At 67.6% G+C, this 25,619-nt stretch carries 26 protein-coding genes; 16 read left to right on the forward strand and 10 right to left on the reverse strand.

Annotated features, from left to right (window positions below; translation table 11 throughout):
- The 3 genes from ACSQ9E_RS04265 to tsaE all read right to left on the reverse strand — a co-directional run bounded on the left by ACSQ9E_RS04265 (nucleotide 1) and on the right by tsaE (nucleotide 2,441).
- Complete coding sequence (locus ACSQ9E_RS04265; RefSeq protein WP_057268183.1) at nucleotides 1-333, reverse strand: cupin domain-containing protein; 333 nt, start codon at nucleotides 331-333, stop codon at nucleotides 1-3.
- A gap of 97 nt (nucleotides 334-430) precedes the next feature.
- Nucleotides 431-1,882 (reverse strand): N-acetylmuramoyl-L-alanine amidase, encoded by a 1,452-nt coding sequence (locus ACSQ9E_RS04270; protein WP_436216988.1) that lies wholly within the window; start codon nucleotides 1,880-1,882, stop codon nucleotides 431-433.
- A 4-nt stretch (nucleotides 1,883-1,886) separates the two neighbouring features.
- The gene (gene tsaE, locus ACSQ9E_RS04275) at nucleotides 1,887-2,441 is read right to left on the reverse strand and encodes a tRNA (adenosine(37)-N6)-threonylcarbamoyltransferase complex ATPase subunit type 1 TsaE (protein WP_436216989.1); all 555 of its coding nucleotides are present in this window, start codon (nucleotides 2,439-2,441) and stop codon (nucleotides 1,887-1,889) included.
- 12 nt (nucleotides 2,442-2,453) lie between these two features.
- On the opposite strand from tsaE, the gene queG reads away from it, so the two are divergent.
- Nucleotides 2,454-3,500, forward strand: a complete 1,047-nt coding sequence (gene queG, locus ACSQ9E_RS04280) for a tRNA epoxyqueuosine(34) reductase QueG (RefSeq protein ID WP_200961109.1) — start codon at nucleotides 2,454-2,456, stop codon at nucleotides 3,498-3,500.
- An 83-nt stretch (nucleotides 3,501-3,583) separates the two neighbouring features.
- Nucleotides 3,584-4,897, forward strand: coding sequence for an ArgE/DapE family deacylase (locus ACSQ9E_RS04285; RefSeq protein WP_057202213.1), 1,314 nt, complete (start codon nucleotides 3,584-3,586; stop codon nucleotides 4,895-4,897).
- Nucleotides 4,898-5,001: 104 nt separating this feature from the next.
- Here the strand turns inward: ACSQ9E_RS04285 and ACSQ9E_RS04290 are convergent, their stop codons facing one another.
- The gene (locus ACSQ9E_RS04290; RefSeq protein ID WP_427999744.1) at nucleotides 5,002-5,817 is read right to left on the reverse strand and encodes an AraC family transcriptional regulator; all 816 of its coding nucleotides are present in this window, start codon (nucleotides 5,815-5,817) and stop codon (nucleotides 5,002-5,004) included.
- Nucleotides 5,818-6,033: 216 nt separating this feature from the next.
- Here ACSQ9E_RS04290 and ACSQ9E_RS04295 point away from each other — a divergent pair, with 216 nt between their 5' ends.
- From ACSQ9E_RS04295 to ACSQ9E_RS04330, 8 genes are all read left to right on the forward strand, one after another.
- Nucleotides 6,034-7,623 carry an ABC transporter substrate-binding protein gene (locus tag ACSQ9E_RS04295; protein WP_436179327.1) on the forward strand — a complete coding sequence of 530 codons (1,590 nt, stop codon included), beginning with the start codon at nucleotides 6,034-6,036 and terminating at the stop codon, nucleotides 7,621-7,623.
- Nucleotides 7,624-7,672: 49 nt separating this feature from the next.
- The gene (locus tag ACSQ9E_RS04300) at nucleotides 7,673-8,662 is read left to right on the forward strand and encodes an ABC transporter permease (protein ID WP_057202216.1); all 990 of its coding nucleotides are present in this window, start codon (nucleotides 7,673-7,675) and stop codon (nucleotides 8,660-8,662) included.
- A gap of 18 nt (nucleotides 8,663-8,680) precedes the next feature.
- Nucleotides 8,681-9,511, forward strand: coding sequence for an ABC transporter permease (locus tag ACSQ9E_RS04305; protein ID WP_057202217.1), 831 nt, complete (start codon nucleotides 8,681-8,683; stop codon nucleotides 9,509-9,511).
- Entirely contained in the window at nucleotides 9,508-11,160 is a 1,653-nt protein-coding gene (locus ACSQ9E_RS04310; RefSeq protein WP_436216990.1) for an ABC transporter ATP-binding protein, read from the forward strand. The genes ACSQ9E_RS04305 and ACSQ9E_RS04310 overlap by 4 nt, the downstream gene beginning before the upstream one ends.
- 73 nt (nucleotides 11,161-11,233) lie before the next feature.
- The gene (locus ACSQ9E_RS04315; RefSeq protein WP_436216991.1) at nucleotides 11,234-12,160 is read left to right on the forward strand and encodes a 2-hydroxyacid dehydrogenase; all 927 of its coding nucleotides are present in this window, start codon (nucleotides 11,234-11,236) and stop codon (nucleotides 12,158-12,160) included.
- A 52-nt stretch (nucleotides 12,161-12,212) separates the two neighbouring features.
- Entirely contained in the window at nucleotides 12,213-13,199 is a 987-nt protein-coding gene (locus tag ACSQ9E_RS04320; RefSeq protein WP_436216992.1) for an alpha/beta hydrolase, read from the forward strand.
- An 11-nt stretch (nucleotides 13,200-13,210) separates the two neighbouring features.
- Nucleotides 13,211-13,846 carry an FMN-binding negative transcriptional regulator gene (locus tag ACSQ9E_RS04325; protein ID WP_057202221.1) on the forward strand — a complete coding sequence of 212 codons (636 nt, stop codon included), beginning with the start codon at nucleotides 13,211-13,213 and terminating at the stop codon, nucleotides 13,844-13,846.
- 26 nt (nucleotides 13,847-13,872) lie between these two features.
- Nucleotides 13,873-14,610: a class II aldolase/adducin family protein gene (locus tag ACSQ9E_RS04330; protein ID WP_057202223.1), complete on the forward strand. Its 738-nt coding sequence runs from the start codon at nucleotides 13,873-13,875 to the stop codon at nucleotides 14,608-14,610.
- A gap of 9 nt (nucleotides 14,611-14,619) precedes the next feature.
- Here the strand turns inward: ACSQ9E_RS04330 and ACSQ9E_RS04335 are convergent, their stop codons facing one another.
- Nucleotides 14,620-15,279 carry a GDSL-type esterase/lipase family protein gene (locus tag ACSQ9E_RS04335; RefSeq protein WP_436216993.1) on the reverse strand — a complete coding sequence of 220 codons (660 nt, stop codon included), beginning with the start codon at nucleotides 15,277-15,279 and terminating at the stop codon, nucleotides 14,620-14,622.
- The gene (locus ACSQ9E_RS04340; RefSeq protein WP_436216994.1) at nucleotides 15,276-16,181 is read right to left on the reverse strand and encodes an AEC family transporter; all 906 of its coding nucleotides are present in this window, start codon (nucleotides 16,179-16,181) and stop codon (nucleotides 15,276-15,278) included. The genes ACSQ9E_RS04335 and ACSQ9E_RS04340 overlap by 4 nt, the downstream gene beginning before the upstream one ends.
- Before the next feature lie 127 nt (nucleotides 16,182-16,308).
- Here ACSQ9E_RS04340 and ACSQ9E_RS04345 point away from each other — a divergent pair, with 127 nt between their 5' ends.
- The 3 genes from ACSQ9E_RS04345 (at nucleotide 16,309) to ACSQ9E_RS04355 (ending at nucleotide 19,292) form a co-directional block, all read left to right on the forward strand.
- Complete coding sequence (locus ACSQ9E_RS04345; protein ID WP_057202228.1) at nucleotides 16,309-17,271, forward strand: tripartite tricarboxylate transporter substrate binding protein BugE; 963 nt, start codon at nucleotides 16,309-16,311, stop codon at nucleotides 17,269-17,271.
- Between the two features lie 66 nt (nucleotides 17,272-17,337).
- On the forward strand, nucleotides 17,338-18,237 hold the full coding sequence (gene xerD, locus ACSQ9E_RS04350) for a site-specific tyrosine recombinase XerD (protein WP_057202230.1): 900 nt from the start codon (nucleotides 17,338-17,340) through the stop codon (nucleotides 18,235-18,237).
- Nucleotides 18,238-18,284: 47 nt separating this feature from the next.
- Nucleotides 18,285-19,292, forward strand: coding sequence for a Bug family tripartite tricarboxylate transporter substrate binding protein (locus ACSQ9E_RS04355; RefSeq protein WP_436216995.1), 1,008 nt, complete (start codon nucleotides 18,285-18,287; stop codon nucleotides 19,290-19,292).
- A gap of 66 nt (nucleotides 19,293-19,358) precedes the next feature.
- Here ACSQ9E_RS04355 and ACSQ9E_RS04360 read toward each other — a convergent pair whose 3' ends face one another.
- The 3 genes from ACSQ9E_RS04360 to ACSQ9E_RS04370 all read right to left on the reverse strand — a co-directional run bounded on the left by ACSQ9E_RS04360 (nucleotide 19,359) and on the right by ACSQ9E_RS04370 (nucleotide 22,910).
- Nucleotides 19,359-20,639, reverse strand: a complete 1,281-nt coding sequence (locus ACSQ9E_RS04360; protein WP_427999753.1) for an EAL and HDOD domain-containing protein — start codon at nucleotides 20,637-20,639, stop codon at nucleotides 19,359-19,361.
- Nucleotides 20,640-20,752: 113 nt separating this feature from the next.
- Nucleotides 20,753-22,024 (reverse strand): EAL and HDOD domain-containing protein, encoded by a 1,272-nt coding sequence (locus ACSQ9E_RS04365; protein ID WP_057268177.1) that lies wholly within the window; start codon nucleotides 22,022-22,024, stop codon nucleotides 20,753-20,755.
- Nucleotides 22,025-22,106: 82 nt separating this feature from the next.
- A complete protein-coding gene (locus tag ACSQ9E_RS04370) occupies nucleotides 22,107-22,910 on the reverse strand; it encodes a ferritin-like domain-containing protein (protein ID WP_057268176.1) in 804 nt (267 codons plus the stop codon).
- Between the two features lie 103 nt (nucleotides 22,911-23,013).
- Here ACSQ9E_RS04370 and ACSQ9E_RS04375 point away from each other — a divergent pair, with 103 nt between their 5' ends.
- The 3 genes from ACSQ9E_RS04375 to ACSQ9E_RS04385 all read left to right on the forward strand — a co-directional run bounded on the left by ACSQ9E_RS04375 (nucleotide 23,014) and on the right by ACSQ9E_RS04385 (nucleotide 25,173).
- Nucleotides 23,014-23,538 carry a gamma carbonic anhydrase family protein gene (locus ACSQ9E_RS04375; RefSeq protein WP_057202237.1) on the forward strand — a complete coding sequence of 175 codons (525 nt, stop codon included), beginning with the start codon at nucleotides 23,014-23,016 and terminating at the stop codon, nucleotides 23,536-23,538.
- 43 nt (nucleotides 23,539-23,581) lie between these two features.
- Nucleotides 23,582-24,574: an Hsp33 family molecular chaperone HslO gene (locus ACSQ9E_RS04380; RefSeq protein WP_436216996.1), complete on the forward strand. Its 993-nt coding sequence runs from the start codon at nucleotides 23,582-23,584 to the stop codon at nucleotides 24,572-24,574.
- Between the two features lie 107 nt (nucleotides 24,575-24,681).
- Nucleotides 24,682-25,173: a CZB domain-containing protein gene (locus ACSQ9E_RS04385; protein ID WP_427999755.1), complete on the forward strand. Its 492-nt coding sequence runs from the start codon at nucleotides 24,682-24,684 to the stop codon at nucleotides 25,171-25,173.
- Here ACSQ9E_RS04385 and ACSQ9E_RS04390 read toward each other — a convergent pair.
- A complete protein-coding gene (locus tag ACSQ9E_RS04390; protein ID WP_436216997.1) occupies nucleotides 25,133-25,609 on the reverse strand; it encodes a hypothetical protein in 477 nt (158 codons plus the stop codon). The two genes, ACSQ9E_RS04385 and ACSQ9E_RS04390, sit on opposite strands and share 41 nt — an antisense overlap.
- Nucleotides 25,610-25,619: the final 10 nt, after the last annotated feature.

The following is a 25,619-nucleotide window of genomic DNA, read 5'->3' on the forward strand; positions in this document are numbered from 1 at the left end:
TCAGCCCGGCAGCAGGCAGATCGTCAGCAGCACCGACGAGTCCTTGACCGCCTTGAGTGCATGTGGCGAGCGCGGTGCCAGGTGCACGAAGTCGCCAGGCTGCAGCAGCTGCACCGAATCGCCGGCGTGGAACTCCACGGCGCCTTCCAGGCACTGCACGGTGGCCTCGCCCTGGGTCTGGTGCTCGCGCATGGCCTTGCCTGCGGGCAGCACCACGCGCATCACCTCCAGCTGGCCGGCCTTGAGGATGGCCGAGGTGGTGGCGCTGGCCAGTTGTGCGCCCAGGGGGCGCACGCTGGCCACTTCTCCGGATTGTGCGTGGGGCAGTGCCATGGTTCTTCTCCTTCACCGTTGTCGTGGGGCCGTGGCTCCCACTGTGCCTGCGAAGGCTGCATGAGGCAAGCCACGCACTGCTGAAGAGGGCAATCGACTACACCGACCGGCTGCGCGCCAGCGGCGGGTTCTTGGCGAAGTAGCGCGTGATGCCGCGCATCAGCGCGTCGGCCAGCTGCACTTGGTAGGCGCTGCTGCGCAGCTTGGCCTCTTCCTCGGGGTTGCTGATAAAGGCGGTCTCCACCAGCACGCTGGGGATGTCGGGCGCCTTGAGCACGGCAAAGCCGGCCTGCTCCACGCGCGGCTTGTGCAGCTTGGCCATGCTGCCGATCTCGCCCAGCAGCACGCTGCCGAGTTTCAGGCTGTCGTTGATCTGCGCCGTGGTGCTCATGTCCAGCAGCATGCGCTGCACATGGCGGTCCTGGCTCTGCACGTTCAGGCCGCCCACCAGGTCGGCCTGGTTCTCCTTGTTGGCCAGCCAGCGTGCGGCCGTGCTCGATGCGCCGCTCTGGCTCAGCGCGAACACGCTGGCACCGCGGGCCGCCGGCGTGGTGAAGGCGTCGGCGTGGATGCTCACGAACAGGTCGGCCTGCACGCGGCGGGCCTTTTCCACGCGTGTGCCCAAGGGCACGAAGAAGTCGCCGTCGCGCGTGAGGAAGGCGCGCATGGGGTTGCCACCCACGGTGGTGGCGTTGATGCGGTCGCGCAGCAGGTGGGCCACGCGCAGCACCACGTCCTTCTCGCGCGTGCCACCGGGCCCGATGGCGCCAGGGTCCTCGCCGCCGTGCCCAGGGTCCAGTGCCACGATGATGATGCGGTCGGTCTGCGTGGACGTGGCGCGGTTGCCGCCTCCTTTGGCCGGCGGGGCGGCTGCCACCACAGGCGCAGGCGGCTCCGCCGCAGCTGGCGGCGGGGCAGGGGCCGGGCCGGGGCGGTTGGCGTGCTGGGCGATCAGGTCTCCCAGGGGGTCGGCCTGCGGGGCCGGGGCCGTCGTAGGTGCGGCGGCAGGGGGGCGCACGGCAGCGGCGGCCACGGGGGGCGCTGCACGGCCACCCGTGGTATCGCGCAGGCGCTCGGCGATCAGGGCCTCCAGCGGGTCCACGGGCTCGGCAGGGTACAGGTCGAACACCAGGCGGTGCTGGTAGGCGGCCACCGGGGGCAGGGTGAACACCTGGGGCATGGCAGGCTGTTTCAGGTCCACCACCAGGCGCACCACGTTGGGCGCGTTCTGCCCCACGCGGATGCCGGCGATGTTCGGGTCGTCGGGCTTGACCTTGGCCACCAGCTCGCGCAGTTCGGGGCTCAGGTCGATCCCCTCGATGTCCACAGCCAGGCGCGGCGGCGTGGTCACGAAGAACTGTTTGGCCACCAGCTTGCCATCGGATTCGATGGTCACGCGCGTGTACTCGGGGGCGGGCCAGACGCGCACTGCCAGGATGGTGGCGCCGCGCGCGATCTGCTGTGTGCCCAGCAAAAGTACCAGGCTGCCCGTCTGCAGCAGGGTGCGGCGAGACGGCTGGCGGGGCGCCGGGCGGGCGGGCAGCTTCATTCGTTCAGAGTCCTTGCAGCAGCCGGTGGCCGGCGGCGGTGTGTGCATGCACGGTGACTTGCCTTTCGGTGTCGTCAATTGCTTCAATGTGTATAGCAAGGTCGGCAGGCGGGGTCAGCGCTACAGCCTTTTCCGGCCATTCTGCCACCTTGAGGCCCGGGTTGGCAAAAATGTCCCTGAATCCGGCGTCCTCCCACTCGCGCGGGTCGTCGAAGCGGTAGAAGTCGAAGTGCCAGACCGTGGTGGCGTGCGGGGCCAGGCCCGGGGCCTCGTGCGGCTCCACCACGGCGTAGGTGGGGCTCTTGATGCGGCCTTGCACCCCCAAAGCACGCAGCAGGTGGCGCACCAACGTGGTCTTGCCCGCGCCCAGGTCGCCGTGCAGGGTGAGGAAGGCGTTGGCCAGCAAGGGTTGCTGGGCGGCCAGCGCCTGCGCGAAGGCGGCGGTGTCGTCCTCGCCGTGCCAGTGCCAGATGCGAGGGCTTTGCGTGCGAGGGCTTTCCTGCGCGGCCGGGAGCGCGGGGCTTTCTACAATCGGGCCGGTATGTGGTGCAACAGTCAACTCGTTCCTCAAATGCAGGAGTGGGCCCGCGAGCTGGGATTTTCCCAAATCGGCGTGGCGGGGGTGGATTTGTCTGCCGCCGAAGCAGGGTTGGTGCAGTGGCTGGCCCAAGGGTTCCATGGCGAGATGCATTACATGGCCTCCCACGGCACCCGCCGCGCCCGCCCGGCGGAGCTGGTGCCCGGCACCGTGAGCGTGATCACGGCACGCATGGATTATCTGCCGCGCGGCAAGTCCATGGACGACTGGCAGGCGATGGAGCTGTCGCGCCTGGCGCGCCCGGGTGAGGGCATTGTCTCGGTCTATGCCCGGGGCCGCGACTACCACAAGGTGCTGCGCGCGCGGCTGCAAAAGCTCAGCGACCGTATCGCCGAGGCCGTGGGCCCGTTCGGCCACCGTGTGTTCACCGACTCGGCACCCGTGCTCGAGGCCGAGCTCGCTGCGCGCAGCGGCCAGGGCTGGCGCGGCAAGCACACGCTGGTGCTCAACCGCGAGGCGGGCTCGATGTTCTTCCTGGGCGAAATCTACGTGGACATGCAGTTGCCCGAGAGCGCACCCGTCACCGCGCACTGCGGCAGCTGCAGCGCCTGCATAGCCATCTGCCCCACGCAGGCCATCATCGCCCCGCACCGCATCGACGCGCGCCGCTGCATCTCCTACCTGACCATCGAGCACGGCGGCCCCATCCCCGTGGAGTTCCGCGCGGCCATGGGCAACCGCATCTACGGCTGCGACGATTGCCAGCTAGCCTGCCCCTGGAACAAGTTCGCGCAGGTGAGCCGCCTGCCCGATTTCGACGAGCGCAGCGGCCTGTCGGGCCAGCAGCTGGTGCATCTGTTCGGCTGGGACGAGGCCACTTTTCTGCGCATGACCGAGGGCGGGCCCATCCGCCGCATCGGCCATGAGCGCTGGCTGCGCAACGTGGCCGTGTCGCTGGGCAATGCCCTGCGTGCGCAGCCCGACGACGAGGGCCTGCGCAGCGCGCTGCAGTCGCGCGCCGGGCATGAGAGCGCGCTGGTGCGTGAGCATGTGGCGTGGGCGCTGGCGCAAGCGCATTGACGCTTTTCAGATCGGCGCGATTGCGACAGTGCGCGGCCCGTTCTGAACAACGCGCCCGCTGGCCCGGTGAAAGAATGGTTTCCATGCAAGAAACCACCACCACCCCTGAATTCGTGGCGAGCGAAACCGCCATCGTTGCCGCCGCCCACGCGCTGCGCGGCGAAGCCGTCGCCATGCTCAGCGAACTGGTCACCCACCCCTCGCTGCTGGGCCAGGAGCAGAGTGCGCAGAGCTTCATGGCCAGGGCTTTCGCCGGCCTGGGTCTGCAGGTGGACGAGTTCCAGATCGACGAGGAGAAACTCAAGGCCCACCCCGGCTACTCGCCCTCCCTGGTCTCGTACGAGGGGCGCACCAACGTGGTGGGCATCCACCGCCCCAGCGGCCCGTTCAAGGGCAACTCGCTGATCTTCAACGGCCACATCGACGTGGTGCCCACGGGCGCCGAAGTGCTGTGGACCGGCTCACCGTTCTCCGGCCGGGTCGAGGGGGACCGCCTCTACGGGCGCGGCGCGTCGGACATGAAGGCCGGCATCGTGGCCTACACCATGGCCTACAAGGCGCTCAGGTCCATGGGCCTGGAACCTGCCTCGCCGGTGTACTTCCAGTCGGTGATCGAAGAGGAATGCACCGGCAACGGTGCGCTGGCCTGCCTGGTGGAGGGCTACCGAGCGGACGCCGCGGTGATCACCGAGCCGGTGGCGGACAACGGCGTCATGACCTGCCAGATGGGTGTGCTGTGGCTGGCCATCGAGGTGCTGGGCAAGCCCGTGCACGCCTCTGTGGCACAGACCGGCGTGGGCGCCATCGACTTCACCATGTACCTGTTCGGTGAACTCAAGAAGCTCGAAGCGCGCTGGAACGCGCCCAGCGCGCGCTACCGCAGCTATGCGCACCACCAGCACCCGGTGAACTTCAACCTGGGCAAGATCAGCGGCGGCGAATGGGCGTCGTCCGTGCCCTCGGCCTGCCGGGCCGACGTGCGCATCGGCTTCTATCCCGACATGAAGGTCGGCAAGGCCAAGGCAGAGATCGAGGCCGTGCTGGCCGCCGCCTATGCTGCCCACCCGGCGCACGCTGCGCTGAGCTACCAGGTGGTCTATGGCGGCTTCCAGGCCGACGGCTGCGACGTGCCGCCCGATGCGCCCATCGTCGTGGCCATCTCGCAATGCCACAAGGACATCGTGGGCACGGAACTGGTGCCCACGGCTTTCACCGGCACCACCGACGCCAAGTTCTTCAACCTCTACGGCGACACCCCGGCCATCTGCTACGGCCCCTCGGGCGGTGCCAACATCCACGGCATCGACGAGTGGGTTTCCATCGACAGCATGGTGCAGACGGTCGCGGTGCTCGCGGTCTTCATGGCGCGCTGGTGCGGGGTCAACCGCCTGGGCTGAAGTTGGCTGGCTGGGCAGAAAAAAATCCCCGAATGGTGCTGGCCATGCGGGGATTTTTGACTTTCATGGTGCATCCACTGAACGGACTGCACCACTTCAGGGTGTCAATCCAGGTCCATGTCGCTGCGCCCCAGGTAGTGGCGCGGCGTCTTTCCCATCACGCGGCGGAACATGGCCGAGAAGGCACTGGGGCTCTCGTAGCCCAGGTCGAAGGCCACCGTGGTGACGGGCGTGCCCGATGACAGGCGGCGCAGCGCCTCCATCAGGCGCACCTGCTGACGCCACAGCGTGAAGGTGATGCCGGTCTGGTCGCGGAACAGCCGCGTGAGCGTGCGCCGGCCCAGGGCGCCATGGTGCGCCCAGTACTCGATGTCGCCGTCGTGGCTGGGGTCGGCCAGCAACGCCCGGCAGATGCGCAGCAGGCGCGCATCGCGCGGCATGGGCACGTGCAGCGGGATCTTGGGGGCGCCGCAGATCTCGTCGAGGATCAGGCGCATCACGCGGCCGTCGCGGCCCGCCTCGTCGTAAAGCAGGGGGATGTCGATGGCCTCGATGATGAGGTGGCGCATCAGCGGCGACACTTCGATCACGCAGCACTCGGTGGGCAGGTCGGGAGAGGCGTCGGGCTGGATGTAAAGCGAGCGGTTGGATACCGCCTGGCCGCGCGCATGCATCTCGTGCTCCACCCCGCCGGGCACCCACACGGCGCGGTTGGGCGGCACGAGCCAGGCGCCTTCTTCGGTGTGCAGGGTGAACGTGCCCTTGACCGAATAGGCCAGTTGCGCGCGCGGGTGCGAATGCCGGGGAACGATCATCGACGGCTCGGGGTCGTGCTCCACGATGATCATGGAGACCGGCCTCGGGATGTCCTGGTAGTCCTGGAAAACGACGCTGCGGGCGGTGGTCAAGCTGTTGTTCATCACTCCCTCTCGGCACGCAAGAAGCGCGCCAAAGCAATGCAGCGGACTGTGACGCGCGCAAGTCCCGCCGTCAAGCCATCGCAAGGATGGCCCAAGCGAAACAGAACTCGGCTCGAAACGCGCCGCCTTGGCGGGGCCGGCTGCCTACACTGAATTCGCGATCAACACACCGCGCAACCCGTGCGGCAGTCCACGTCCAACCCCCTGAGGATCAGCATGAACAAACGTGAGTTCCACAAGTACCTGCTTGCGACCGGCGCCCTGGGCCTGGCAGAGTTTCCGCTGGGTATCACCGCAGCGCACGGCCAGACGCGCGGCGGCACGCTCAACTCCATCGTGCAGCCCGAGCCGCCGATCCTGAACCTCGCGGTGAGCCAGCTCACGCCCACGCAGATGGTCTCGGGCAAGATCTTCCTGAGCCTGCTGACCTACGACGTCAACCTCAAGCCCATGCCCAGCCTGGCCAGGAGCTGGACCATCTCGAGCGACGGCAAGACCTACACCTTCAAGCTCGAACCCAATGCCAAGTGGCACGACGGCAAGCCCCTCACGTCCGAGGACGTGCTCTACACCGTCAAGGAGTTCCTGCCCATCACGCACCCGCGCGCCAAGGCCATCTTCGGCCGCTGCGAGTCCATCACCGCGCCCGATGCGCAGACCGTGGTCTTCAAGCTGACGGAGCCCTTCGGCCCCTTCATCGGCGCCTTCGACATCTCCAACCTGCCGGTCATGCCCAAGCACATCTATGCCGGCACCGACATCGTCAAGAACCCGGCCAACCTCAACCCCATCGGCTCGGGCCCGTTCAAGCTCAAGGAATGGGTGCGCGGCTCGCACATCCACCTGGTGCGCAACGAAAATTACTTCAAGCCCGGCCTGCCCTACCTGGACGCCATCATCTACCGCGTGGTGCCCGATGGTGCATCGCGCGCCCTGGCGCTCGAAAACGGCACCGTGCAGCTCACGCAGTGGACCGACCTGGAGCTGTTCGACGCCAACCGCCTGGCCAAGAAGGACAACCTGGCCGTCACCACCAAGGGCTATGAGTACTTCGCGCCCATCATGTGGCTGGAGATCAACAACCGCACGGCACCGCTGAACGACAAGCGCTTTCGCCAGGCGGTGATGCACGCCATCGACCGCAATTTCATCAAGGACAAGATCCTCTACGGCTTCGGCAAGGTCGCCACCGGCCCGGTGAACTCCAAGACCAAGTACTACGAACCCAACGTCAAGAAGTACGATTTCTCCATCGACAAGGCCAAGGCCCTGCTCGACGAGATGGGCCTCAAGCCCGACGCCAAGGGCGTGCGCACCACCGTGCGCCTGCCGGTCTCGCCCTACGGCGAGATGGTGCAGCGCACCTGCGAGTACATCCGCCAGTCGCTGGCCAAGGTGGGCATCGCCGTCACGCTGGAATCCACCGATCCGGGCAGCTACACGCAGCGCATCAGCAACTGGGACTACGAGCTCAACCTCTCGTGGCTGTACCAGTTCGGGGACCCGGCCTTGGGCGTCACGCGCAACTACGTGACCTCCAACATCCGCAAGATCCTGTTCACCAACACGGTGGGCTACTCCAACGCCCAGGTCGACAAGCTGGCCGACCAGGCCGCAGTGGAGGTGGACGAGGCCAAGCGCGGCGCGCTCTACAGCGAGATGCAGAAGATCATCGTCGACGAGGTGCCCATCGCCTGGCTGGTGGAGATGGACTTCCCCACCATCCACGACAAGCGCCTGCAGAACCTGGTGACGAGTGCCATCGGCATCCACGAGAGCTTCGACACGGTCTATTTCAAGGGCTGATGGGACACGGGCGTGGCAGTGTGCCGCGCCCGGCGCCCGGGCATGACTTATGAATCTTCAATGGCTCAAGGGCCTCGGCGCGCTCGGCGTGCGGCTTGCAAAGATGGTGGCGGTGATCCTGCTGATCGCCATCTTCAATTTCATGCTGGTGCGCGCCGCGCCCGGTGACCCGGCCCTGGTGATGGCCGGGCAGTCCGGCGCCACCGACGCGGCCTTCCTCGAACGCGTGCGCGCCGACTACGGCCTGGACAAACCCATGGCGACGCAGCTGGTCACCTACCTGGGCAAGATCGTCACCCTGGACCTGGGCTACTCGCACCGCCAGCAGCGCACCGTGGCCAGCGCCATTGCCGAGCGCCTGCCGGCCACGCTGCTGCTCACGCTCTCGGCCTTTGCCATCTCGCTGGTGGGCGGGGTGGTGCTCGGTGCGCTGGCCGGCGTGCGCGCCGGCAAGCTGTCGGACACGCTGATCAGCCTGCTCGCTCTGGTGATCTACGCCACGCCGGTGTTCTGGCTGGGCCTGATGCTGGTGCTGCTGTTCTCCGTGCAACTGGGCTGGCTGCCGGCTTTCGGCTACCAGACCATTGGCACCAGCATCAGCGGCTGGGCCGCCGTGGTGGACAAGCTCAGGCACCTGGCGCTGCCGGCTTTCACGCTGGGCATGCTGTATCTGGCGATCTATGCGCGGCTGATGCGTTCGTCGATCATCGAGGTGAGCCACCAGGACTACGTGAAGACCGCGCGCGCCAAGGGCGCGTCCGAAGGCCGCATCCTGTGGCGCCACATGCTGCGCAACGCGCTGCTGCCGGTGGTGACCATGGCCGGCGTGCAGGCCGGCACGCTGATCGGCGGCTCGGTGGTGATCGAGACCGTGTTCGCCTGGCCGGGCCTGGGCCGCCTGACCTACGACGCCGTGCTGCAGCGCGACTACCAGGTGATGCTGGGCGTGTTCCTCGTGCTGTCGGTGCTCGTGATCTTCTTCAACTGGGTGACCGACCTGCTGTACCGCGTGATCGACCCCCGCATCCAGGCTGCCTGAGCGGCGCGGAAAACCCCGATGAAACAGACCCTGAAATCCTTCCTGCGCCATCCGAGCGGCATGCTCGGCCTGGTGATCCTGCTGGCGGTGATCGTGCTCGCGGCCAGCGCCCCCTTTTTCTTTCCGGGCGACCCCTGGGACACGGTGGCCGCGCCGTTCACGCCACCGCAGACCGAGGGCATGCTGCTGGGCAGCGACAGCCTGGGCCGCGACATCGCTGCCGGCATTGCGCACGGCACGCGGGTGTCGCTGATGATCGGCGTCACTTCCACCCTGGTCGCGCTCATCATTGGCGTGGTGGTGGGCTCCCTCTCGGGCTACGTGGGCGGGCGCGTGGGCGAGTGGCTGATGCGCTTCACCGAGCTGTTCCAGACCATTCCGGCATTCATGCTGTGCATCTTGCTGGTGGCCATCCTGGAGCCCTCGATCCGCACCGTGGTGGTGGCCATCGCGCTGGTCAGCTGGCCGCAGGTGGCGCGCCTGACGCGCGGCGAGTTCCTGGCGCTCAAGGAGCGCGAGTTCGTGCTGGCAGCGCGCTGCCAGGGCGAGTCGCCGCTGTCGCTCATCGTGCGCTACATCCTGCCCAATGCGCTGTCGCCCATCATCGTGGCGGGCTCGCTGAGCATCGCCAGCGCCATCCTGATCGAGAGCGCGCTGAGCTTCATGGGCCTGGGCGACCCCAACCTCATGAGCTGGGGTTTCATGATCGGCGCAGCGCGCACCATGCTGCGCCAGGCGTGGTGGATGAGCTTCTTCCCCGGCATCGCCATCCTGCTCACCGTGCTGGCCATCAACCTCGTGGGCGAAGGCCTGAACGACGTGCTGAACCCGAGGATCTCCCGCCAATGACGACCGCCACCAACCCCGCCGTGCCCCTGCTGTCGATCCAGGGCCTGTCCATCGTGCTGCCCAGCTCGGGCGACCGCAACTATGCGGTGGACCGCCTGTCGCTGGACATCGCCGAGAACGAGATCGTCTGCCTGGTGGGCGAATCGGGCTCGGGCAAGTCCATGACGGCGCACGCCATCCTGGGCCTCTTGCCGCCGCGCGTGGGCATCGACAAGAACAGCCGCATCCTGCTCGACGGCACCGACCTCACCGGGCTGACCCCGCCGCAGATGCGCAAGCTGCGCGGCGAGCGCATCTCCATGGTCTTCCAGGAGCCCATGAGCGCCCTGAACCCGCTGCAGCGCATCGGCGCGCAGGTGGCCGAGGCGCTGCAACTGCACAACGCCGAGCACCTCGGCGCCACCGCCATCGAGGAGCGCTGCATCGCCATCATCGACGCAGTGGGCCTGCCATCGCCCCGGCAGATCGTGCGCAGCTACCCCTTTCAGCTTTCGGGTGGGCAGCGCCAGCGCGTGATGATCGCCATGGCGCTCTTGAACAATCCGCGCCTGCTGCTGGCCGACGAGCCGACCACGGCGCTGGACGTGACCACGCAGCGCCAGATCCTGGACCTGATCCAGAAGGTGCAGGCCGAGCGCAGGATGGGTGTGCTGTTCATCACCCACGACTTCGGCGTGGTGGCCGACATTGCCGACCGCGTGGTGGTGATGCGCCACGGCCGCGTGGTGGAGGAGGGCACGCGCGACGCCATCCTGCGCAACCCGCAGCACGAATACACCCGCGCGCTGATCGCCGCCGTGCCCGGCCGCCAGGCGCGTAGCACGGCGCGGCCTGCGGTGCAGGCCGAACCGCTGCTCAAGATCGAGCAGCTGAAGAAGACCTTCGTCTCCAAGGCGGGCCTGTTCGCGCCCCCGCGCACGGTGGTGGCGGCCGACGGCATCGACCTGGCCATCGAGGAGGGCGAGACGGTGTCGGTGGTGGGCGAGTCCGGTTCGGGCAAGTCCACGCTGGGCCGCATGGTGATGCGCCTGATCGAGCCCGACAGCGGCGGCATCACCTTTGCGGGCAAGCCGGTGCTGGGGCAGGATGCCGCGGCGCTGCGCGCGTACCGGCGCCAGGTGCAGATCATCTTCCAGGACCCGTTCGCCTCGCTCAACCCGCGCCAGAAGGTGGGCGATGCGATTGCGCGCGGCCCCATGATCTACGGCACACCACGCGCCGAAGCGCTCAAGGCCGCTGCCGCGCTGCTCGACCGGGTGGGCCTGGGGGCCTCGGCCATCGACCGCTTTCCGCACGAATTCTCGGGCGGGCAGCGCCAGCGCATCTCGATTGCCCGGGCGCTGGCGCTCAAGCCGCGCCTGTTGATCGCGGACGAGGCCGTGTCGGCGCTCGACGTGTCCATCCAGGCGCAGGTGCTGGCCCTGCTGGCCGAGCTCAAGGCCGAGCTCAACCTGACCATGATGTTCATCACCCACGACCTGCGCGTGGCGGCCGAGATATCGAACTCGGTGGTGGTCATGCAGCGCGGCCAGATCGTCGAGCGCGGCGCGCCGGGCCAGCTCTTCAGCAACCCGCAGCACGCCTATACGCGCACGCTGCTGGCGGCCATGCCGGGGCTGGATTTCTTCGAGCACAGGCTGGCGGCTTGACTACCATGCAAGTCCCTTCCACCCCGATGTCGGCCTACCTCGCGCTGGCACAGCACCTCATCGCATCCTCGTCATGACCACCGTTGCCCTTCTGAGCCGTACAGCCAACCTCGATTTCCTTCGCCCCCTGCTGCAGGCGGCCGACCCCACCCTGGACGTGTGCACCTGGCCCGACCCGCGTGCGCTGCAGGCCGAGGTGGCCGTCTGCTGGCAGACGCCGCCCGACCTGTATGCGCAGATGCCCCACCTCAAGCTCGTGCACAGCATCGCAGCTGGTGTGGACAATGTCGTGGCCGGGCAGGACCTGCGCGGCCTGCCGGTGTGCCGCGTGGTCGATCCCATGCTGGCCGAGGGCATGCTGCAGTTCGTGCTGTGGGGCGTGCTGTACTTTCACCGCAAGCTCGATGCCGCGCTGGCCAGCCAGCGTGTGCGCGAATGGAAGCGCCCGCTGCAGACACCGGCCGCCACCTGCCGCATCGGCCTCATGGGCCTGGGCGAGCTGGGCGGCCTGATCGCCGCGCGCCTGCCCGCGCTGGGCTACACCGTGAGCGGCTGGGCGCGTACGGCGCGCGAGGTACCCGGCATCCAGGTCTTTGCCGGGGAAGAGCAGTACGACGCCTTCCTGGCGCAGACCGATGTGCTGGTGTGCCTGCTGCCGCTGACCGAGCAGACGCGCGGCATCCTGGGCCGCCGCACCTTCGATGCACTGCCCAAAGGTGCGGCGCTGATCCATTGCGGCCGGGGCGAGCACTTGGTCGAGGGCGACCTGATCGCCGCGCTGGGCAGCGGCCAGCTGCGCGGCGCCGTGGTCGACGTCTTCGAGCAGGAGCCCCTGCCGCAGGACCACCCGCTGTGGACCACGCCGGGCGTGGTCGTCACGCCCCACATGGCCACCATGGCCACCTACGACGTGGTCGCCGGCCAGGTGGCCCGCAACATCGCCCAGATGCGCTCCGGTGGCGCGCTCTTCAACCAGGTAGACACCGCGCGCGGGTACTAGCACCGCCGCCCGCACGGGCCTTTCGATCCATCCACTGCAAACACACCCCAACATGAACCAGCCCGACCCCGCCTTCGCTGCACCCACCCAGGGCGCAAAGCCTGCGCCCCTCGATCCGCAAGTCCAGCTGTTCGTGCAGCGCATGGCGGCGGATGCGTCGAAGTTCCCGCGCCGCGACACGGTGTCCATAGCCGAAGGCCGAGACATCGCCGAGAAGGTGCGCGCACCCTGGACTGCGGGCGGGCCGGTGATGGCACGCACCACCGAGCGCCAGGTGCCCACGCGCCACGGCGAGGTGATGATTCGCACCTACTACCCCAAGGAGCAGCGCATGCCCGGCGCCTTCCTCTACATCCACGGCGGTGGCTTCGTGCTGTTCAGCGTGGACACGCACGACCGCCTGATGCGCGAGTACGCCGAGCGGGCCGGCATCGTGGTCATCGGCATCAACTACACGCGTGCACCCGATGCGAAGTTCCCCCAGCCGATCGAGGAGTGCATCGACACCGTGGACTGGCTCATCGCCCATGCCGGCGAGATCGGCTTCGACAAGGACCAGTTCTTCATCGGCGGCGACTCGGCCGGCGGCAACCTCTCGCTGTGCACGGCGCTGCATTTCCGCGACCTGGGTCCAAGCCCCATCCGCGGCATGGTGCTCAACTACACGGGCTTCAGCACCGACCTGTACCAGGACTCGGTGGTGCGCTACGGCGCGGGCGACTACGGGCTGTCGCTGCACATGATGGTCTGGTTCTACCGCAACTACCTGGGCCGCAAGGAGGACTACACCGACCCGCGCATGAACCTGCTCGATGCCGACCTGCGCGGCATCCCACCCGCCTTCCTGGTCATCACCGAGTGCGATCCGCTGTACGACGGCAACATCGACATGGTGGCCAAGATGAAGGCAGAGGGCGTGGACGTGCAGTCCAAGGTCTACAAGGGAACGGTGCACAGTTTTCTCGAAGCCGTCTCGGTGGCCGACGTGGCGGGCGTGGCCTTCGATGACACGGTGCGCTGGTTCCACCAGCACGCGTAAGGAGCCGCGCCATGTACACGCCCCCCGCCTATGCGGAAAAGGACGAGCCGCTGCTGCGCGAGCGCATGCGCGCGTGGAGTTTCGCCACCCTGGTGACCCAAGGCGCGCAGGGGCTCAACGCCACGCACCTGCCCTTCCTGGTGGACGAGGAGGGCGGGCCGCACGGCCTGCTGACCACGCACCTGGCGCGTGGCAATGCGCAATACCATGACCTCAAGGCCGGTGCTCCGGCACTGGTCATTTTCCAGGGCCCTCACGCCTTCATCTCGCCGAGCTGGTATGCCAATCGGCTGACCTTCCCGACTTGGAACTACACCGCCATCCACGTGCGGGGCACGCCCGAAGTGGTGGAAGACGTGGCAGCGATCCACGCGGTACTCACGCGCACCGTGGCCACCTACGACACGCCGCTGGGCGGCGAATGGACCTTTGAAGGCGTGCCCACTGACCATACCGCATCGCGCCTGCGCGCCATTGCAGCCGTGCGCATTCCCATCGCCCGCATCGAGGGCAAGATGAAGCTCAACCAGGACAAGTCCGTAGCCGACCGACTGGGCGTGATCGCCGCGCTGGAGGCCCAGGGCGACGCGCAGAGCCTTGCCGTGGCGGCCATGATCCGCCAGCAGCCGGACCTGGCACTGGCCTGACGACAACTGCAAACCAGCACACCACCATGACCACCCACCACACTGCGGCATCCGTGGATGCCGAAACCCAGACCCGGCGCGACCTCGCGGCACTGTACCGGCTCATTGCGCACTTTCGCATGACCGACCTGATCGACACGCACATCAGCGCGCGCATTCCGGGCACGCCGGACCACTTCCTCATCAACCGCTACGGCGTGCTGTTCCACGAGATGCGGCCCGAGGACCTGGTGAAGATCGACCCCAGCGGCGCGGCGGTGGAGGTCGGCGATGCGGCCGAGCGCGTGAACGCGGCGGGCTTCACCATCCACTCTGCCGTGCACATGGCACGCCATGACCTGGCCTGTGTGATCCACACGCACACGGCCGACGGCATTGCCGTGTCGTGCCAGGAGGAGGGGCTCTTGCCCATCACCCAGCATGCGCTCAAGTTCTATGGCCATATCGGCTACCACGCCTACGAGGGCATCGCCCTGGACCTGGAGGAGCGCGAGCGCCTGGTGGCCAGCCTGGGCGCGCACCGTGTGATGATCCTGCGCAACCACGGCCTGCTGGCCGCGGGCCGCACCATTGCCGAGGCCTTCCTGAACATCTACTTCCTGGAGCGTGCCTGCCAGGCGCAGACCAAGGCCCTCGCGGGCGGCCGCACCATCACCTACCCGCCGGTGGCGGTGTGCGAGCGCACGGCGGCGCAGTTCAACCGGGAAGAGGGGCTTTCCCACGCGCAGATGGCCTGGGAGTCGGCGCTGCGCCTGATCGCCTGATCTCGCACCCTACCGGGCGAGCAGCCCGGTGTCCTTCAGGGTGTCCACAAGCCCCTGGGTGAACAGTTCGTACCCGGCGGCGTTGGCGTGTATGTTGTCCGAACGCAGCCTGGCGTCGGCCAGCACGCCCGACCAGCCCTTGCGGTGCAGGGGAATCCCCAGCTCCTTGGCGATGTCTTCGTACATCGCATGGTCACTCAACTGGCCCAGGGTGGCCAGGATCGTCAGCTCGGGTATCGCCACCAGCAATACCTGCGCACCGGCGGCGCGGGCCTGCTCGCAGATCTTGTACACGTTGGCGCGCGTGGCGCTGGCGCTCTGGCGGCGCAGGAAGTCGTTGCCCCCGATGCTGACAATCACCAGCGCGGGCTGGTGCTTTTGCAGCAGCTCCGGCAACCTCTTCAAGGCCTGGGCCGAGGTGTCGCCCGAGATGCCGCCGTTGATGACCTTCCACCCCGTCAGGCGCTGCAGCACGGCGGGGTAGGCCGTGTCGGCAGAAGCGCCCACACCAGAGGTCAGCGAGTCACCCAGCGCGAGCACGGTGGCCCCGGACGGGACGGCCTGCCCACGGCTTGGTTTGCGTCCACAAGCGGCCAGCGGTGCGATGCTGGCCGCCAGCAGGCCGGCGGCCAGCACGCGTCTGCGTGCCAGGGCGTGGAGGGCATTCACCGCAGGACACCCAGCGCAAACGGCAGGCTCACCACGCCCAGCAGCGTGGACAGCGTCACCAGCCCGGCCACGTAAGGGCCGTTGTAGCCCATGCGCGCGGCCAGCACGTAGCAGGTGCTGGCCGTGGGCAGGGCCGAGAAGGCCAGCAGCACGGTGGTCTGTACCGGGTTGAGCGCGAACAGGTGCGCCAGGCCGAAGGCGATCACGGGCAGCACCAGGTGGCGGATGGCCAGCACCGAGATGCTCAGCGCCTTGCCGCGCGTGAGCAGCCCGAACTGCATGCCCGCACCCGCCGCCATCAGGCCCAGGGCCAGCGAGGCGGCGCTGATGCGCGTGACGGTGGGCTCGATCCAGGCGGGGATCTGGAACCCGAGCAGGTTGGCCACCAGGCCCGAGAGCGTGGCCACGATCAGCGGGTTGCGCGCCAGCTCGCGCACGAAGCCGTGCTTGCCCTGCCGTGCCATGGGCCACACGGCGGCCACGTTGAACAGCGGCACGCACACGCCGATCAGCACGGCGATCATGAGCAGGCCCTGTGCGCCGGCCAGCCGCTCGGCAATCGCCAGGCCGATGAAGGAGTTGAAGCGGAACGCGATCTGCGCACTGGCCGCGTGGTCGCGCAGGTCCAGGCGCTTGCCCAGCCAGGGCCAGTGCGGCATGCTGTAGGCCAGCGCAATGCCGGCGATGCCGGTGAGCATGCCGGCGGCGATCAGTCCGGATGCGGCGCCGATGTCCACCGGGCTCTTGACGATGGACTGGAAGAGCAGCACCGGGAACAGCAGGTAGTACACCAGGCTCTCAACCGGCTGCCAAACGGCGCGGTTCAATGCGGTGAAGCGGCACACCAGATAACCGCACAGGATCAAGGAGAAATCGGGGAGCAGGAGCTGGGCGTAATTCACACTCCGAGAATACCCGAGACGCCGCACCGTCCACGGGTAAGCACCTATGTGAAATCCATAAGGCGCGGTGGTTGCCATTGCGCATACCATCATCGCTGTCTGTTACCCCCTCATGAAGGAGAAATCAATGCATCGTCGTCAATGGCTCGCGCTGACGCTGGTGGCTGCCGCAGGATCTGCCGCCGCCCAGGGATACCCCAACAAGGTCATCAAGCTGCAGGTGCCCTTTGCCCCCGGTGGCACCACCGACATCATTGCGCGCGTGATCGCCGACCCGCTGGGCCGTGCCCTGGGCCAGAGCGTGATCGTGGAGAACAAGGCCGGTGGCGGCGGCATCGTGGGTGCCAGCGAAACCGCCCGCTCGGCGCCTGATGGCTACACCCTGGGCATCGCCACTGTGTCCACCACGGCGGCCAACCCGGCCATCAACCCCAAGACGCCGTACAACCCGATCACGGACTTCACGCCCATCACCAATATCGCGGCCACGCCCAACATCATTGCGGTGAACCCGAGCTTTCCGGCCAAGGACTACAAGGCCTTCGTGGCCGAGCTCAAGAAGTCGCCGGGCAAGTACTCGTACTCGTCGTCGGGCACGGGCGGCATCGGCCACCTGCAGATGGAGCTGTACAAGAGCCTGTCGAACACCTTCGTGACGCACATCCCCTACCGGGGTGCGGGCCCGGCGCTGAATGACACGGTGGCCGGCCAGGTCCCGATGATCTTCGACAACCTGCCCTCGGCCTTGCCCTTCATCAAGGACAACCGCCTGGTGCCCATCGTCGTCGCGGCGCCCCAGCGTGTCGCCGCCCTGCCAAACGTGCCCACGTTCAAGGAACTGGGGCTGGAGCCCGTGAACCGCATGGCCTACTACGGCATCGTCGGTCCCAAGGGCCTGCCCAAGGAAGTGGTCGACAAGGTCAACGCCGCCGTGCGCAAGGCGCTGGAAGATCCGGCCGTGAAGAAGCGCATCGAGGAGACCGGCTCCATCGTGATCGGCAACACGCCCGAGCAGTTTGCCGAGCAGATCAAGGCCGAATTCGCGGTCTACAAGGACGTGGTGGTCAAGCAGAAGCTGACGCTGGAATAAACCAGGCGCGCCCACGCTGTACCCAAGCCGCCCACGGGCGGCTTTTTTACGTGCTATGGTTTTGGCATGCTCACCGCCAGCCTGAACGCGATCGATACCTTTGTGGACGCCCTGTGGCTGGAGGACGGCCTCTCGCGCAACACCCTGGCCGCCTACCGGCGCGACCTCACGCTGTATGCGCAGTGGCTGGCCGAGCACCATCCCGGGCTGGCCCTGGACGGCACGGCCGAGCAGCACCTGCAGGGCTACTTCGCGGCACGGCATGAAGAGACCCGCGCCACCTCGGCCAACCGGCGCCTGACAGTGCTCAGGCGCTACTTCCACTGGGCGCTGCGCGAGCGGCGCATCAGCGCCGACCCCACCGTGCGCTTGCAGGCGGCGCGCCAGCCTCTGCGCGTGCCCAAGACCCTGTCGCAGGCGCAGGTGGAGGCCCTGCTCACCGCGCCCGATCTGGGCAACCCCCTGGGCCTGCGCGACCGCACCATGCTGGAGCTGATGTACGCCAGCGGCCTGCGCGTGACCGAGCTGGTCACGCTCAAGACCTTCCAGCTCGGGCTCAATGAAGGCGTGCTGCGCGTCATGGGCAAGGGCAGCAAGGAGCGCCTGGTGCCTTTTGGCGAAGAGGCGCGCCAGTGGCTCGACCGCTACCTGGCCGAGGCGCGCGGCGCCATCCTCGCGGGCCAGCAGACGGACGACCTGTTCGTGACCCATCGCGGTGCCGGCATGACGCGCGTGATGTTCTGGATCATCGTGAAGAAATGGGCGGCCGTGGCCGGCATCACCACGCCGCTGTCGCCGCACACGCTGCGCCATGCCTTTGCCACCCACCTGCTCAACCACGGTGCCGACCTGCGCGTGGTGCAGTTGCTGCTCGGGCATGCCGATATTTCCACCACCACCATCTACACCCATGTGGCGCGCGAGCGGCTCAAGGCGCTGCATGCGCAGCACCATCCGCGTGGCTGATCGGGCCACAATCCCCCGAGATATTGAATCCAAAAAAAGGACTGAACATGGAATCCGACAACCATAGCGTGAACTCCAGCCGGCGCGCTGCGCTGGGAGGGTTGGCCAGCAGTGCCGCGCTGCTGCTGGCGCCTGCCTTGGCGCACGCCCAGGCGCCGACCTGGCCCACGCGGCCGGTGCGCATCGTGGTGGCCTACCCGGCCGGGGGCGTGAGCGATGTGGTGGCGCGGCTGCTGGCCGACAAGCTCGCGGGCCCGCTGGGCCAGCCGGTGGTGATCGAGAACAAGGCCGGGGCCAGCGGCAGCATCGGCCTGGATGCCGTGGCCAAGGCGACGGACGGGCACACCCTGGGCTTTGCGGCCATCAGCCCTCTGGCGCTGAATCCACACCTGGGCGCATCGCCCTTCGATCCGGCCAAGGACATCGTGCCGGTGGCCACCGTGATGTACTCGCCCGTGCTGCTGCTGGGCACGCCGGCCAGCAGCGCGCGCGATTTTCGCGACCTGCTGGCGCAGGCCAAGGCCAAACCGGGCGCCATCCGCTGGGCCACCTCGGGCCAGGCGTCGCTGGGCCACATCATGCTGGAGCAGGTCATGCACACCAGCGGCGTGCAGATGACGCACATCCCCTACAAGGGCGGCGGCCAGCAGATGAACGACGCGCTCAGCGGGCAGTTCGAGATCCTGTCCACCAACGCCGGGCCGGCCGTGCTGCAGCACATCAAGGCCGGCAAGCTCAAGGCCCTGGCAGTGGGTGCTCCCGACCGGCTCGACACCCTGCCCGACGTGCCCACCCTGGCCGAGCTGGGTCAGGGCGCGGCCAACCTGTCCTCGCTGTTCGGGGTGTTCGCACCGGCGGGCATGCCTGCCGCCGTGGTGGCCCGGCTCAATGCCGAGATCAACAAGGTGCTGGCCCTGCCCGATGTGCGCAGCAAGCTCGACGCTTCCGACAACGTGCCCCTGGGCGGCACGGCGGCCGACTTCGGCAAGCGCATTGCCGCGGAGTCCGAGGCCAACCTGCGCATCATCCGCGCGGCGGGCATCAAGGGGCAGTAAGCGCCCGAAGAATGCAAAAGGGGAGCCACTGGCTCCCCTTTGTCGCATGGCGCGGCCGGTGCGCGGTCAGTCTGCGTTGAGGCTTTCGGCCCAGGTCAGCGCCTGCAGGTGGGCCCAGTTGACCTGGCGGTTCGACAGGTGCAGGGCTTCGGCCGTGCGGGCAAACACCACTTCGTCGCCGCTTTCGCAGGCCTTGGTCAGCTCCAGGAATGGGGCGAACACACCGGTGTTGTGCAGCAGTGCGTCGGTCACGGTCTGGGGCAGTGCCACGGATTCCAGGGCCTTCTCAATCGGCACGTTGAGCATGGTGTCCAGCAGCGAGAACACGCCCACCACGAAGGCGTTGTCGCACTCTTCGGGCGGCAGCAGTTCGGTGGCCAGCAGCTCCATCAGGCGGCCGCGCACCACGGCGGTCTGGCCCACGGCCGGCGGCGAGCCGTCGGCGCGCGAGGTAGTCATGAGCAGCGCCGCCCAGCGGAACAGCTTTTTCAGGCCGAGGATCATCACCGCGTGCCGGAACGAGGTGATCTCGCACGACAGGCCGAAGCCCGAGGAGTTGATGAAGCGCAGCAGGTTGAAGGACAGCGTGGGGTCCTTCTTGAGCAGGTCCTCGATCTCGGAGGTGCTGGCCTGTTTGCGCACCAGGTTGATCAGCTGGATGATGGTGGCCTGCGAAGGCCGGATGGTGGTGGCCTTGACCAGCGAGGGCTTGGCGAACCAGAAACCCTGGAACAGCTTCACGCCCAGGTCGAGCATCATCTTGAACTGCTCGGGCGTCTCCACCTTTTCAGCCACCAGCGTGGCCTTGGCGTAGTTGCCGGCAAACTTGACCAGCGGGCCTGCCAGCTCGGGCTTGAAGGCCTGCATGTCCAGCTTGATGTAAGCCGCCAGCGGCATCCAGCTGGCATAGGCCCGGCGCAGGGCATGCTGGTTGAACGCCAGGCGAAAGCCACGGGCGCGCAGCGACTCGAGCACGGGAACGCGGCCGTCGATCTCTTCCTGGGTGGCACTGTCGGGCAGCGGGGGCACTTCGAGCACCACCTTTTCGGGGTGGATCAGCTCCAGGTGGCCGCCCGCCAGGCTGTCGTGCGTGCAGTTGATGAAGACGGTCTTCTTGCCCACCAGGGCCTCGGTGCCTGCGTACGACAGGGCGTTGAACAGCAGGGCGGCATCGCTGGCGGCGGTGTGCGAGGCGGTGGCGGTGGAGCGGTCGAACAGCTCGTAGCCATACACGGCGCGGTGCTGGTCCACGATGGGCTGGCGCGCAATGATGGCCAGATTGCTGTCTTCGACGTTCTCCTGGGTCGGATCGACTTCGGAGGCGGCTTGTTCAGGGGTGGTCGACATGGGCGCTTGGATAGGGATAGACAGAGAGGGCTACTGGATCGGATTCTAGACCCGCTGCAGTAATCCTTCTGTATGCATCTTGCACGTCTCTCGACCGCAGGGTCAATCCTCGGTCAGTCCTCGGTCAATTGGTCGGCCCAGGCCAGGGCCTGCAGGTGGGCCAGGTTGATCTGCTGGCTGGACAGGTGCAAGGTGCCGGCGGCGCGGTCGAAAACGGCGTCGTCGCTGGATTCGCAGGCCTCGGCCAGGTTCAGCAGGTCACCGAGGAAGCCCTCGCGGCGCAGCAGGGCCGCAGCGGATGCCTCGGGCACGTTGAGCAGGCCGATGGCCGATTCCATGGGGATGGAGAGCATCACGTCCAGCAGGGAGAAGATGCCCACGACGAAGGCCTGGTCGGCCTCGTCGGGGGGCAGGGTCTCCAGCGCCAGCAGTTCCATCAGGCGCCCGCGCACCACGGCGGTCTGGCCCACGGACGAGGGCGCGCCGCTGGTGCGCGAGGCCGTGAGCAGCAGGGCTGCCCAGCGGAAGAGCTTTTTCAGGCCCATCAGCATCACCGCCTGGCGGAAGGAGGTGATCTCGCGGTTCATGCCGAACCCGGCCGAATTGATCAGGCGCATGAGGTTGAAGGCCAGGCCCGCATCCTTCTTGAGCACCTCTTCGATCTCGTCGGTGCTGGCCTGTTGGCGCACCAGGTTGATCAGCTGGATGATGCTGCTTTGGGCCGGCGTGAGCAGTTTCGCCTCGACCAGTGCTGGGCGGGCGAACCAGTAGCCCTGGAACAGCTGCACGCCCTGGGTGGAGACCGTGTCGTACTGCTGGGCGGTTTCCACCTTCTCGGCGATCAGTTCGGCCTGGGAGTGGCGCCCGGCATAGCTGATCAGCACCGCCAGCTGGTCGACCGCCAGCACCGACAGGTCGAGCTTGATGTAGTCGGCCAGCGGCAGCCAGGGGGCATAGGTCGATTGCAGCACCGTATGGTTGAACGCCAGGTGAAAGCCGCGTTCGCGCAGGCCGCTGAGGATGGGCAGGCGCGCAGCCACCTCATCGGTTGCGGCGTGGCCCAGGGGAGGTATCTCCAGCACCACCTTGTCCGGGTCCAGCAGCTCCAGGTGGCCGCCCGAGAGGCTTTCGTGCGTGCAGTTCACGAAGATCAGCTTCTTGCCCACGAGCTCTTCGGTGCCCGCATGCGAGAGGGCATTGAAGATCAGGATCACATCGCTGGCCGCCGTGTGGGCCGCTTCGGTGCGCGAGCGGTTGAACAGCTCGTAGCCGACCACGATCTGCTGGCCATTGACGATGGCCTGGCGCGCGATCATTGCCACGGAAGACTGGCCCGGGGCAGGCCGGGCAGGGTAGGTGGTTCCATGGGCAGGGTGGGTGGACATGGATCGTGGATGCGTTGGCTGTGCATGAAGGGAGGGGGGACGCGAGGCATTGTAGGGAAGTTCGGGTGTCCGAGCAGCCTGCTCAGCCCTGCTGGAGCCACAGGAGCTCGGTGTCGGTGAACCCGGCGGCACGGCGGGCGGCATCGTTGAACGGCGGCTTCAGGCGCGGCGCTTCATATTGGCGCGCCAGCACGCCGTAGTGCGCCTCGGGCTCCAGCCCCTGGCGCGTGCACAGCCAGCGGTACCAGTGGTTGCCGATGGCGACATGGCCCACCTCGTCGCGCAGGATGATCTCGAGGATGTCCACGGCGGCCAGCGCATCGGGCGAGCCAACCTGGCGCAGCTTGCGCTGGATCTGCGGGGTGGCATCCAGGCCGCGCGCCTCCATCGTGCGCGGTACCAGAGCCATGCGCGCCAGGACATCGTCCTGCGTCTTCTCGCACATGGTCCACTGGCCCTGGTGGGCCGGGAAGTCGCCATAGTCATGGCCGTGCGTGCGCAGGTGTTCGCGCAGCAGGTTGAAGTGGGTGGCCTCCTCGGCCGCCACGCGCAGCCAGTCCAGGTAGTAGGCGCCTGGCATGCCATCGAAGCGCCAGACGGCGTCGAGCGCCAGGTTGATGGCGTTGAACTCGATGTGGGCGATGGCGTGCAGCAAAATGGCCCGGCCTTCGGGCGTGGCGGGGGAGCGGCGGGCCAACTCGGTGTGCCGCAGCAACACCGGGCGCTCCGGGCGACCGGGCAGTGCGCCAGGGTCCGCAGGGCCTTCAGGGGCTTTGTCTGCTATTGAAAGCTGAGCGGCCTGCGCGTGCAGGCTCAGCGACTGCGCCGCTTTTTGTTCGGGGTCTGTAAGGCACAAGACCTGCAGTGCACGTTGGCGTAGCTCCATCCTTACAATTCTAGGCCCTGCCATCTGCAACGCCGCAAACGCTTTGTAACCATTGGCAGGCCCCGATGCGGGCAATATTTTCTTTCTGTCTGGAGTCTGCGGTATGGCGATTTACGAACTCGATGGTGCGATTCCCCAGGTGGCCGCTTCGGCCTGGGTGGCCGACAGCGCCCAGGTCATGGGCAACGTGGTGCTGGGCGAGGACGCGAGCGTCTGGTTCGGCACCGTGGTGCGTGGCGACACGGAAAGCATCACCATCGGCGCCGGCTCCAACATCCAGGATGCCAGCGTGCTGCACGCCGACATCGGCAAGCCGCTGGTGGTGGGCGAGCGCGTGACGGTGGGCCACCAGGTCATGCTGCACGGCTGCACCATCGGCGATGAATCGCTGATCGGCATCGGGGCCATCGTGCTCAACGGCGCCAAGATCGGCAAGCACTGCCTGGTGGGCGCCGGCGCGCTGGTGACCGAAGGCAAGGAGTTTCCCGATGGCTCCATGATCATCGGCAGCCCCGCGAAGGCGGTCCGCGAACTGAGCCCCGAGCAGATCGAGGGCCTGCGCCAGAGCGCGCAGCATTACATCGACAATGCGCGCCGCTTCCAGAGCGGCCTGCACCGGATCGGCTGAGCAACGGCCAGCCAATCCCGACTTTTCAACGGAACCCTGCTTAGTGTCTGAACTTCACAAATTCCTCTTCGATGGCCTGCCTGTGCGCGGCATGCTCGTGCGCCTGACTGACGCCTGGACCGACATCCTGGCCCGGCGTGCCGGCAACTCGGCCACGGGCGCCTACGCCGCCCCCGTTACCGAGCTGCTCGGCGAGATGGCGGCGGCAGGCGTGCTGATGCAGTCGAACATCAAGTTCAATGGCGCGCTGGTCCTGCAGGTGTTTGGCGACGGGCCGGTGAAGCTGGCCGTGGCCGAGGTGCAGTCCGACCTCTCGCTGCGCGCCACCGCCACCGTCACCGGCGAGGTGCCGGCCGACGCCCGCCTGAGCCAGATGGTGAACGTGGGCGGCGGCGGGCGCTGCGCCATCACGCTCGACCCCAAGAACCGCCACCCCGGCCAGCAGCCCTACCAGGGCGTGGTGCCGCTGCACGGCGACCACCACGAAAAGCTCGACCGCCTGTCGGACGTGCTGCAGCACTACATGCTGCAGTCCGAGCAGCTCGACACCGTGCTGGTGCTGGGCGCCAACGACAAGGTGGCGGCGGGTCTCTTGATCCAGCGCATGCCCATCAAGGGCGAGGGCAATCTGGCCTCCGGTCTGTCGCACCGCGAGAACGAAGACCAGATCGGCCACAACGAAGACTACAACCGCATCGCCCACCTGGCCGCCAGCCTGACCCGCGAGGAACTGCTGAGCCTGGACGTGGACACCATTCTGCGCCGCCTGTTCTGGGAGGAGAAGCTGGTGCGCTTTACGCCCCAGCAGGGCGAGACGGGCCCGCGCTTTGCGTGCACCTGCAGCCGCGAACGCGTGAGCACCATGCTGCGCAACCTGGGCGCAGAGGAGGCCGAGAGCATCCTGGCCGAGCGCGGCGAGATCGAGGTGGGCTGCGAGTTCTGCGGCCAGCAGTACCGCTTCGATGCGGTGGATGCGGCGCAGATCTTCGTGGAGCCGGCCATCATCCAGCCGCCAGCGCCCACGGGCATGCAATAGGGGCGGTGGCCGCCGCACCGGGCTGGCCATCTGACCATCGTTGACAATCGCGGCCGGCACGTGCAGCGCGGCGGGTCTACCATCAAGGCCTGTTACAAAGGGCTGTCATGGGGTTTCTGAGTCGCGTCATGGGCATGGGTGCCCGCCACAGGGGAGTGCCGCCACTGGCGCTTTACGAAAGCTCGCTCGCGCAGGACTCCCGGCGTGCCGACACGGTGCTGGCCGTGCTCGACCTGGACGCCGCCATCAACGCCCACGAGCGCTGGAAAGAGCGGCTGATGGACTACCTCGAAGGCCGCTCCTCCAAGGGGCTGGACCCGGCCATGGTGCGCCGCACCGACCAGGACGCCCTGGGCCGCTGGCTGCACGGTGTGGGTGCCGAACTGCTGGGCGACCGCCCGGCCTTCACCCTGCTGGTGGCGCGCCACGAGTATTTCCACGAACAGGCCGCCACCATTGTCGAGCTGGCGCAGCAGGGCGAATGGCCGCGCGTGGTGCAGGTGCTCAATGGCGGCTACCGCCACGGCTCCAGCCAGGTGGTGTTGCTGCTCAAGGAGCTCAAGCGCAGCCTGGCGCAGGAGGCCGGGTCAGCGCAGTGAACAGCCGGTGCTCACACACCGGATCGCTGCATTTTTCGCACCCATAGGCGCGCAGACGGGCCGCGCGGGATTCGTTGGCCTGCACGGCATCGCTTTCAGGCATGCCCAGCACGGCGCCTAGTGCGCGCAAGGCGCTGGCCAGACGGGCCGGCCCTGTTCCATACACCACCCGGTAGGCAACGCCCGCCGCATTGAGCGCCGCGCGCAGCTGCGCGTCGGCCGCCTGCTGGGCGGGCTGCTGGTCTGGCGGGCAGGGCAGGTCCAGGCCCATCAGCAGTGCCATGGAGGCGGTCTGGTCCAGGGCGGAGAAGTCCGCCAGCACGACCAGCGTCACGGGTGTGGAGGAGGGCGTGGCGGCCAGGTGCGCCGCCAGGGCGTCGGCCAGATCCTGTGCGCCGGTGCCGGGCGCGCCCAGCAGCACGATCTTCAAAGGCACGGAATCGGTC

The sequence above is a fragment of the Acidovorax sp. LjRoot118 genome (assembly GCF_964253575.1).
In the GTDB taxonomy this organism is placed as follows: Bacteria; Pseudomonadota; Gammaproteobacteria; order Burkholderiales; family Burkholderiaceae_C; genus Acidovorax.

Excerpts from the sequence above, each read along its gene's own strand:
- ACSQ9E_RS04265 (WP_057268183.1), bottom strand. The coding sequence starts at position 333 with ATGGCACTGCCCCACGCACAATCCGGAGAAGTGGCCAGCGTGCGCCCC.
- ACSQ9E_RS04270 (WP_436216988.1), bottom strand. The coding sequence starts at position 1,882 with ATGAAGCTGCCCGCCCGCCCGGCGCCCCGCCAGCCGTCTCGCCGCACC.
- queG (WP_200961109.1), top strand. The coding sequence starts at position 2,454 with ATGCAGGAGTGGGCCCGCGAGCTGGGATTTTCCCAAATCGGCGTGGCG.
- ACSQ9E_RS04285 (WP_057202213.1), top strand. The coding sequence starts at position 3,584 with ATGCAAGAAACCACCACCACCCCTGAATTCGTGGCGAGCGAAACCGCC.
- ACSQ9E_RS04290 (WP_427999744.1), bottom strand. The coding sequence starts at position 5,817 with ATGAACAACAGCTTGACCACCGCCCGCAGCGTCGTTTTCCAGGACTAC.
- ACSQ9E_RS04295 (WP_436179327.1), top strand. The coding sequence starts at position 6,034 with ATGAACAAACGTGAGTTCCACAAGTACCTGCTTGCGACCGGCGCCCTG.
- ACSQ9E_RS04300 (WP_057202216.1), top strand. The coding sequence starts at position 7,673 with ATGAATCTTCAATGGCTCAAGGGCCTCGGCGCGCTCGGCGTGCGGCTT.
- ACSQ9E_RS04305 (WP_057202217.1), top strand. The coding sequence starts at position 8,681 with ATGAAACAGACCCTGAAATCCTTCCTGCGCCATCCGAGCGGCATGCTC.
- ACSQ9E_RS04310 (WP_436216990.1), top strand. The coding sequence starts at position 9,508 with ATGACGACCGCCACCAACCCCGCCGTGCCCCTGCTGTCGATCCAGGGC.
- ACSQ9E_RS04315 (WP_436216991.1), top strand. The coding sequence starts at position 11,234 with ATGACCACCGTTGCCCTTCTGAGCCGTACAGCCAACCTCGATTTCCTT.
- ACSQ9E_RS04320 (WP_436216992.1), top strand. The coding sequence starts at position 12,213 with ATGAACCAGCCCGACCCCGCCTTCGCTGCACCCACCCAGGGCGCAAAG.
- ACSQ9E_RS04325 (WP_057202221.1), top strand. The coding sequence starts at position 13,211 with ATGTACACGCCCCCCGCCTATGCGGAAAAGGACGAGCCGCTGCTGCGC.
- ACSQ9E_RS04330 (WP_057202223.1), top strand. The coding sequence starts at position 13,873 with ATGACCACCCACCACACTGCGGCATCCGTGGATGCCGAAACCCAGACC.
- ACSQ9E_RS04345 (WP_057202228.1), top strand. The coding sequence starts at position 16,309 with ATGCATCGTCGTCAATGGCTCGCGCTGACGCTGGTGGCTGCCGCAGGA.
- xerD (WP_057202230.1), top strand. The coding sequence starts at position 17,338 with ATGCTCACCGCCAGCCTGAACGCGATCGATACCTTTGTGGACGCCCTG.
- ACSQ9E_RS04355 (WP_436216995.1), top strand. The coding sequence starts at position 18,285 with ATGGAATCCGACAACCATAGCGTGAACTCCAGCCGGCGCGCTGCGCTG.
- ACSQ9E_RS04360 (WP_427999753.1), bottom strand. The coding sequence starts at position 20,639 with ATGTCGACCACCCCTGAACAAGCCGCCTCCGAAGTCGATCCGACCCAG.
- ACSQ9E_RS04365 (WP_057268177.1), bottom strand. The coding sequence starts at position 22,024 with ATGTCCACCCACCCTGCCCATGGAACCACCTACCCTGCCCGGCCTGCC.
- ACSQ9E_RS04370 (WP_057268176.1), bottom strand. The coding sequence starts at position 22,910 with ATGGAGCTACGCCAACGTGCACTGCAGGTCTTGTGCCTTACAGACCCC.
- ACSQ9E_RS04375 (WP_057202237.1), top strand. The coding sequence starts at position 23,014 with ATGGCGATTTACGAACTCGATGGTGCGATTCCCCAGGTGGCCGCTTCG.
- ACSQ9E_RS04385 (WP_427999755.1), top strand. The coding sequence starts at position 24,682 with ATGGGGTTTCTGAGTCGCGTCATGGGCATGGGTGCCCGCCACAGGGGA.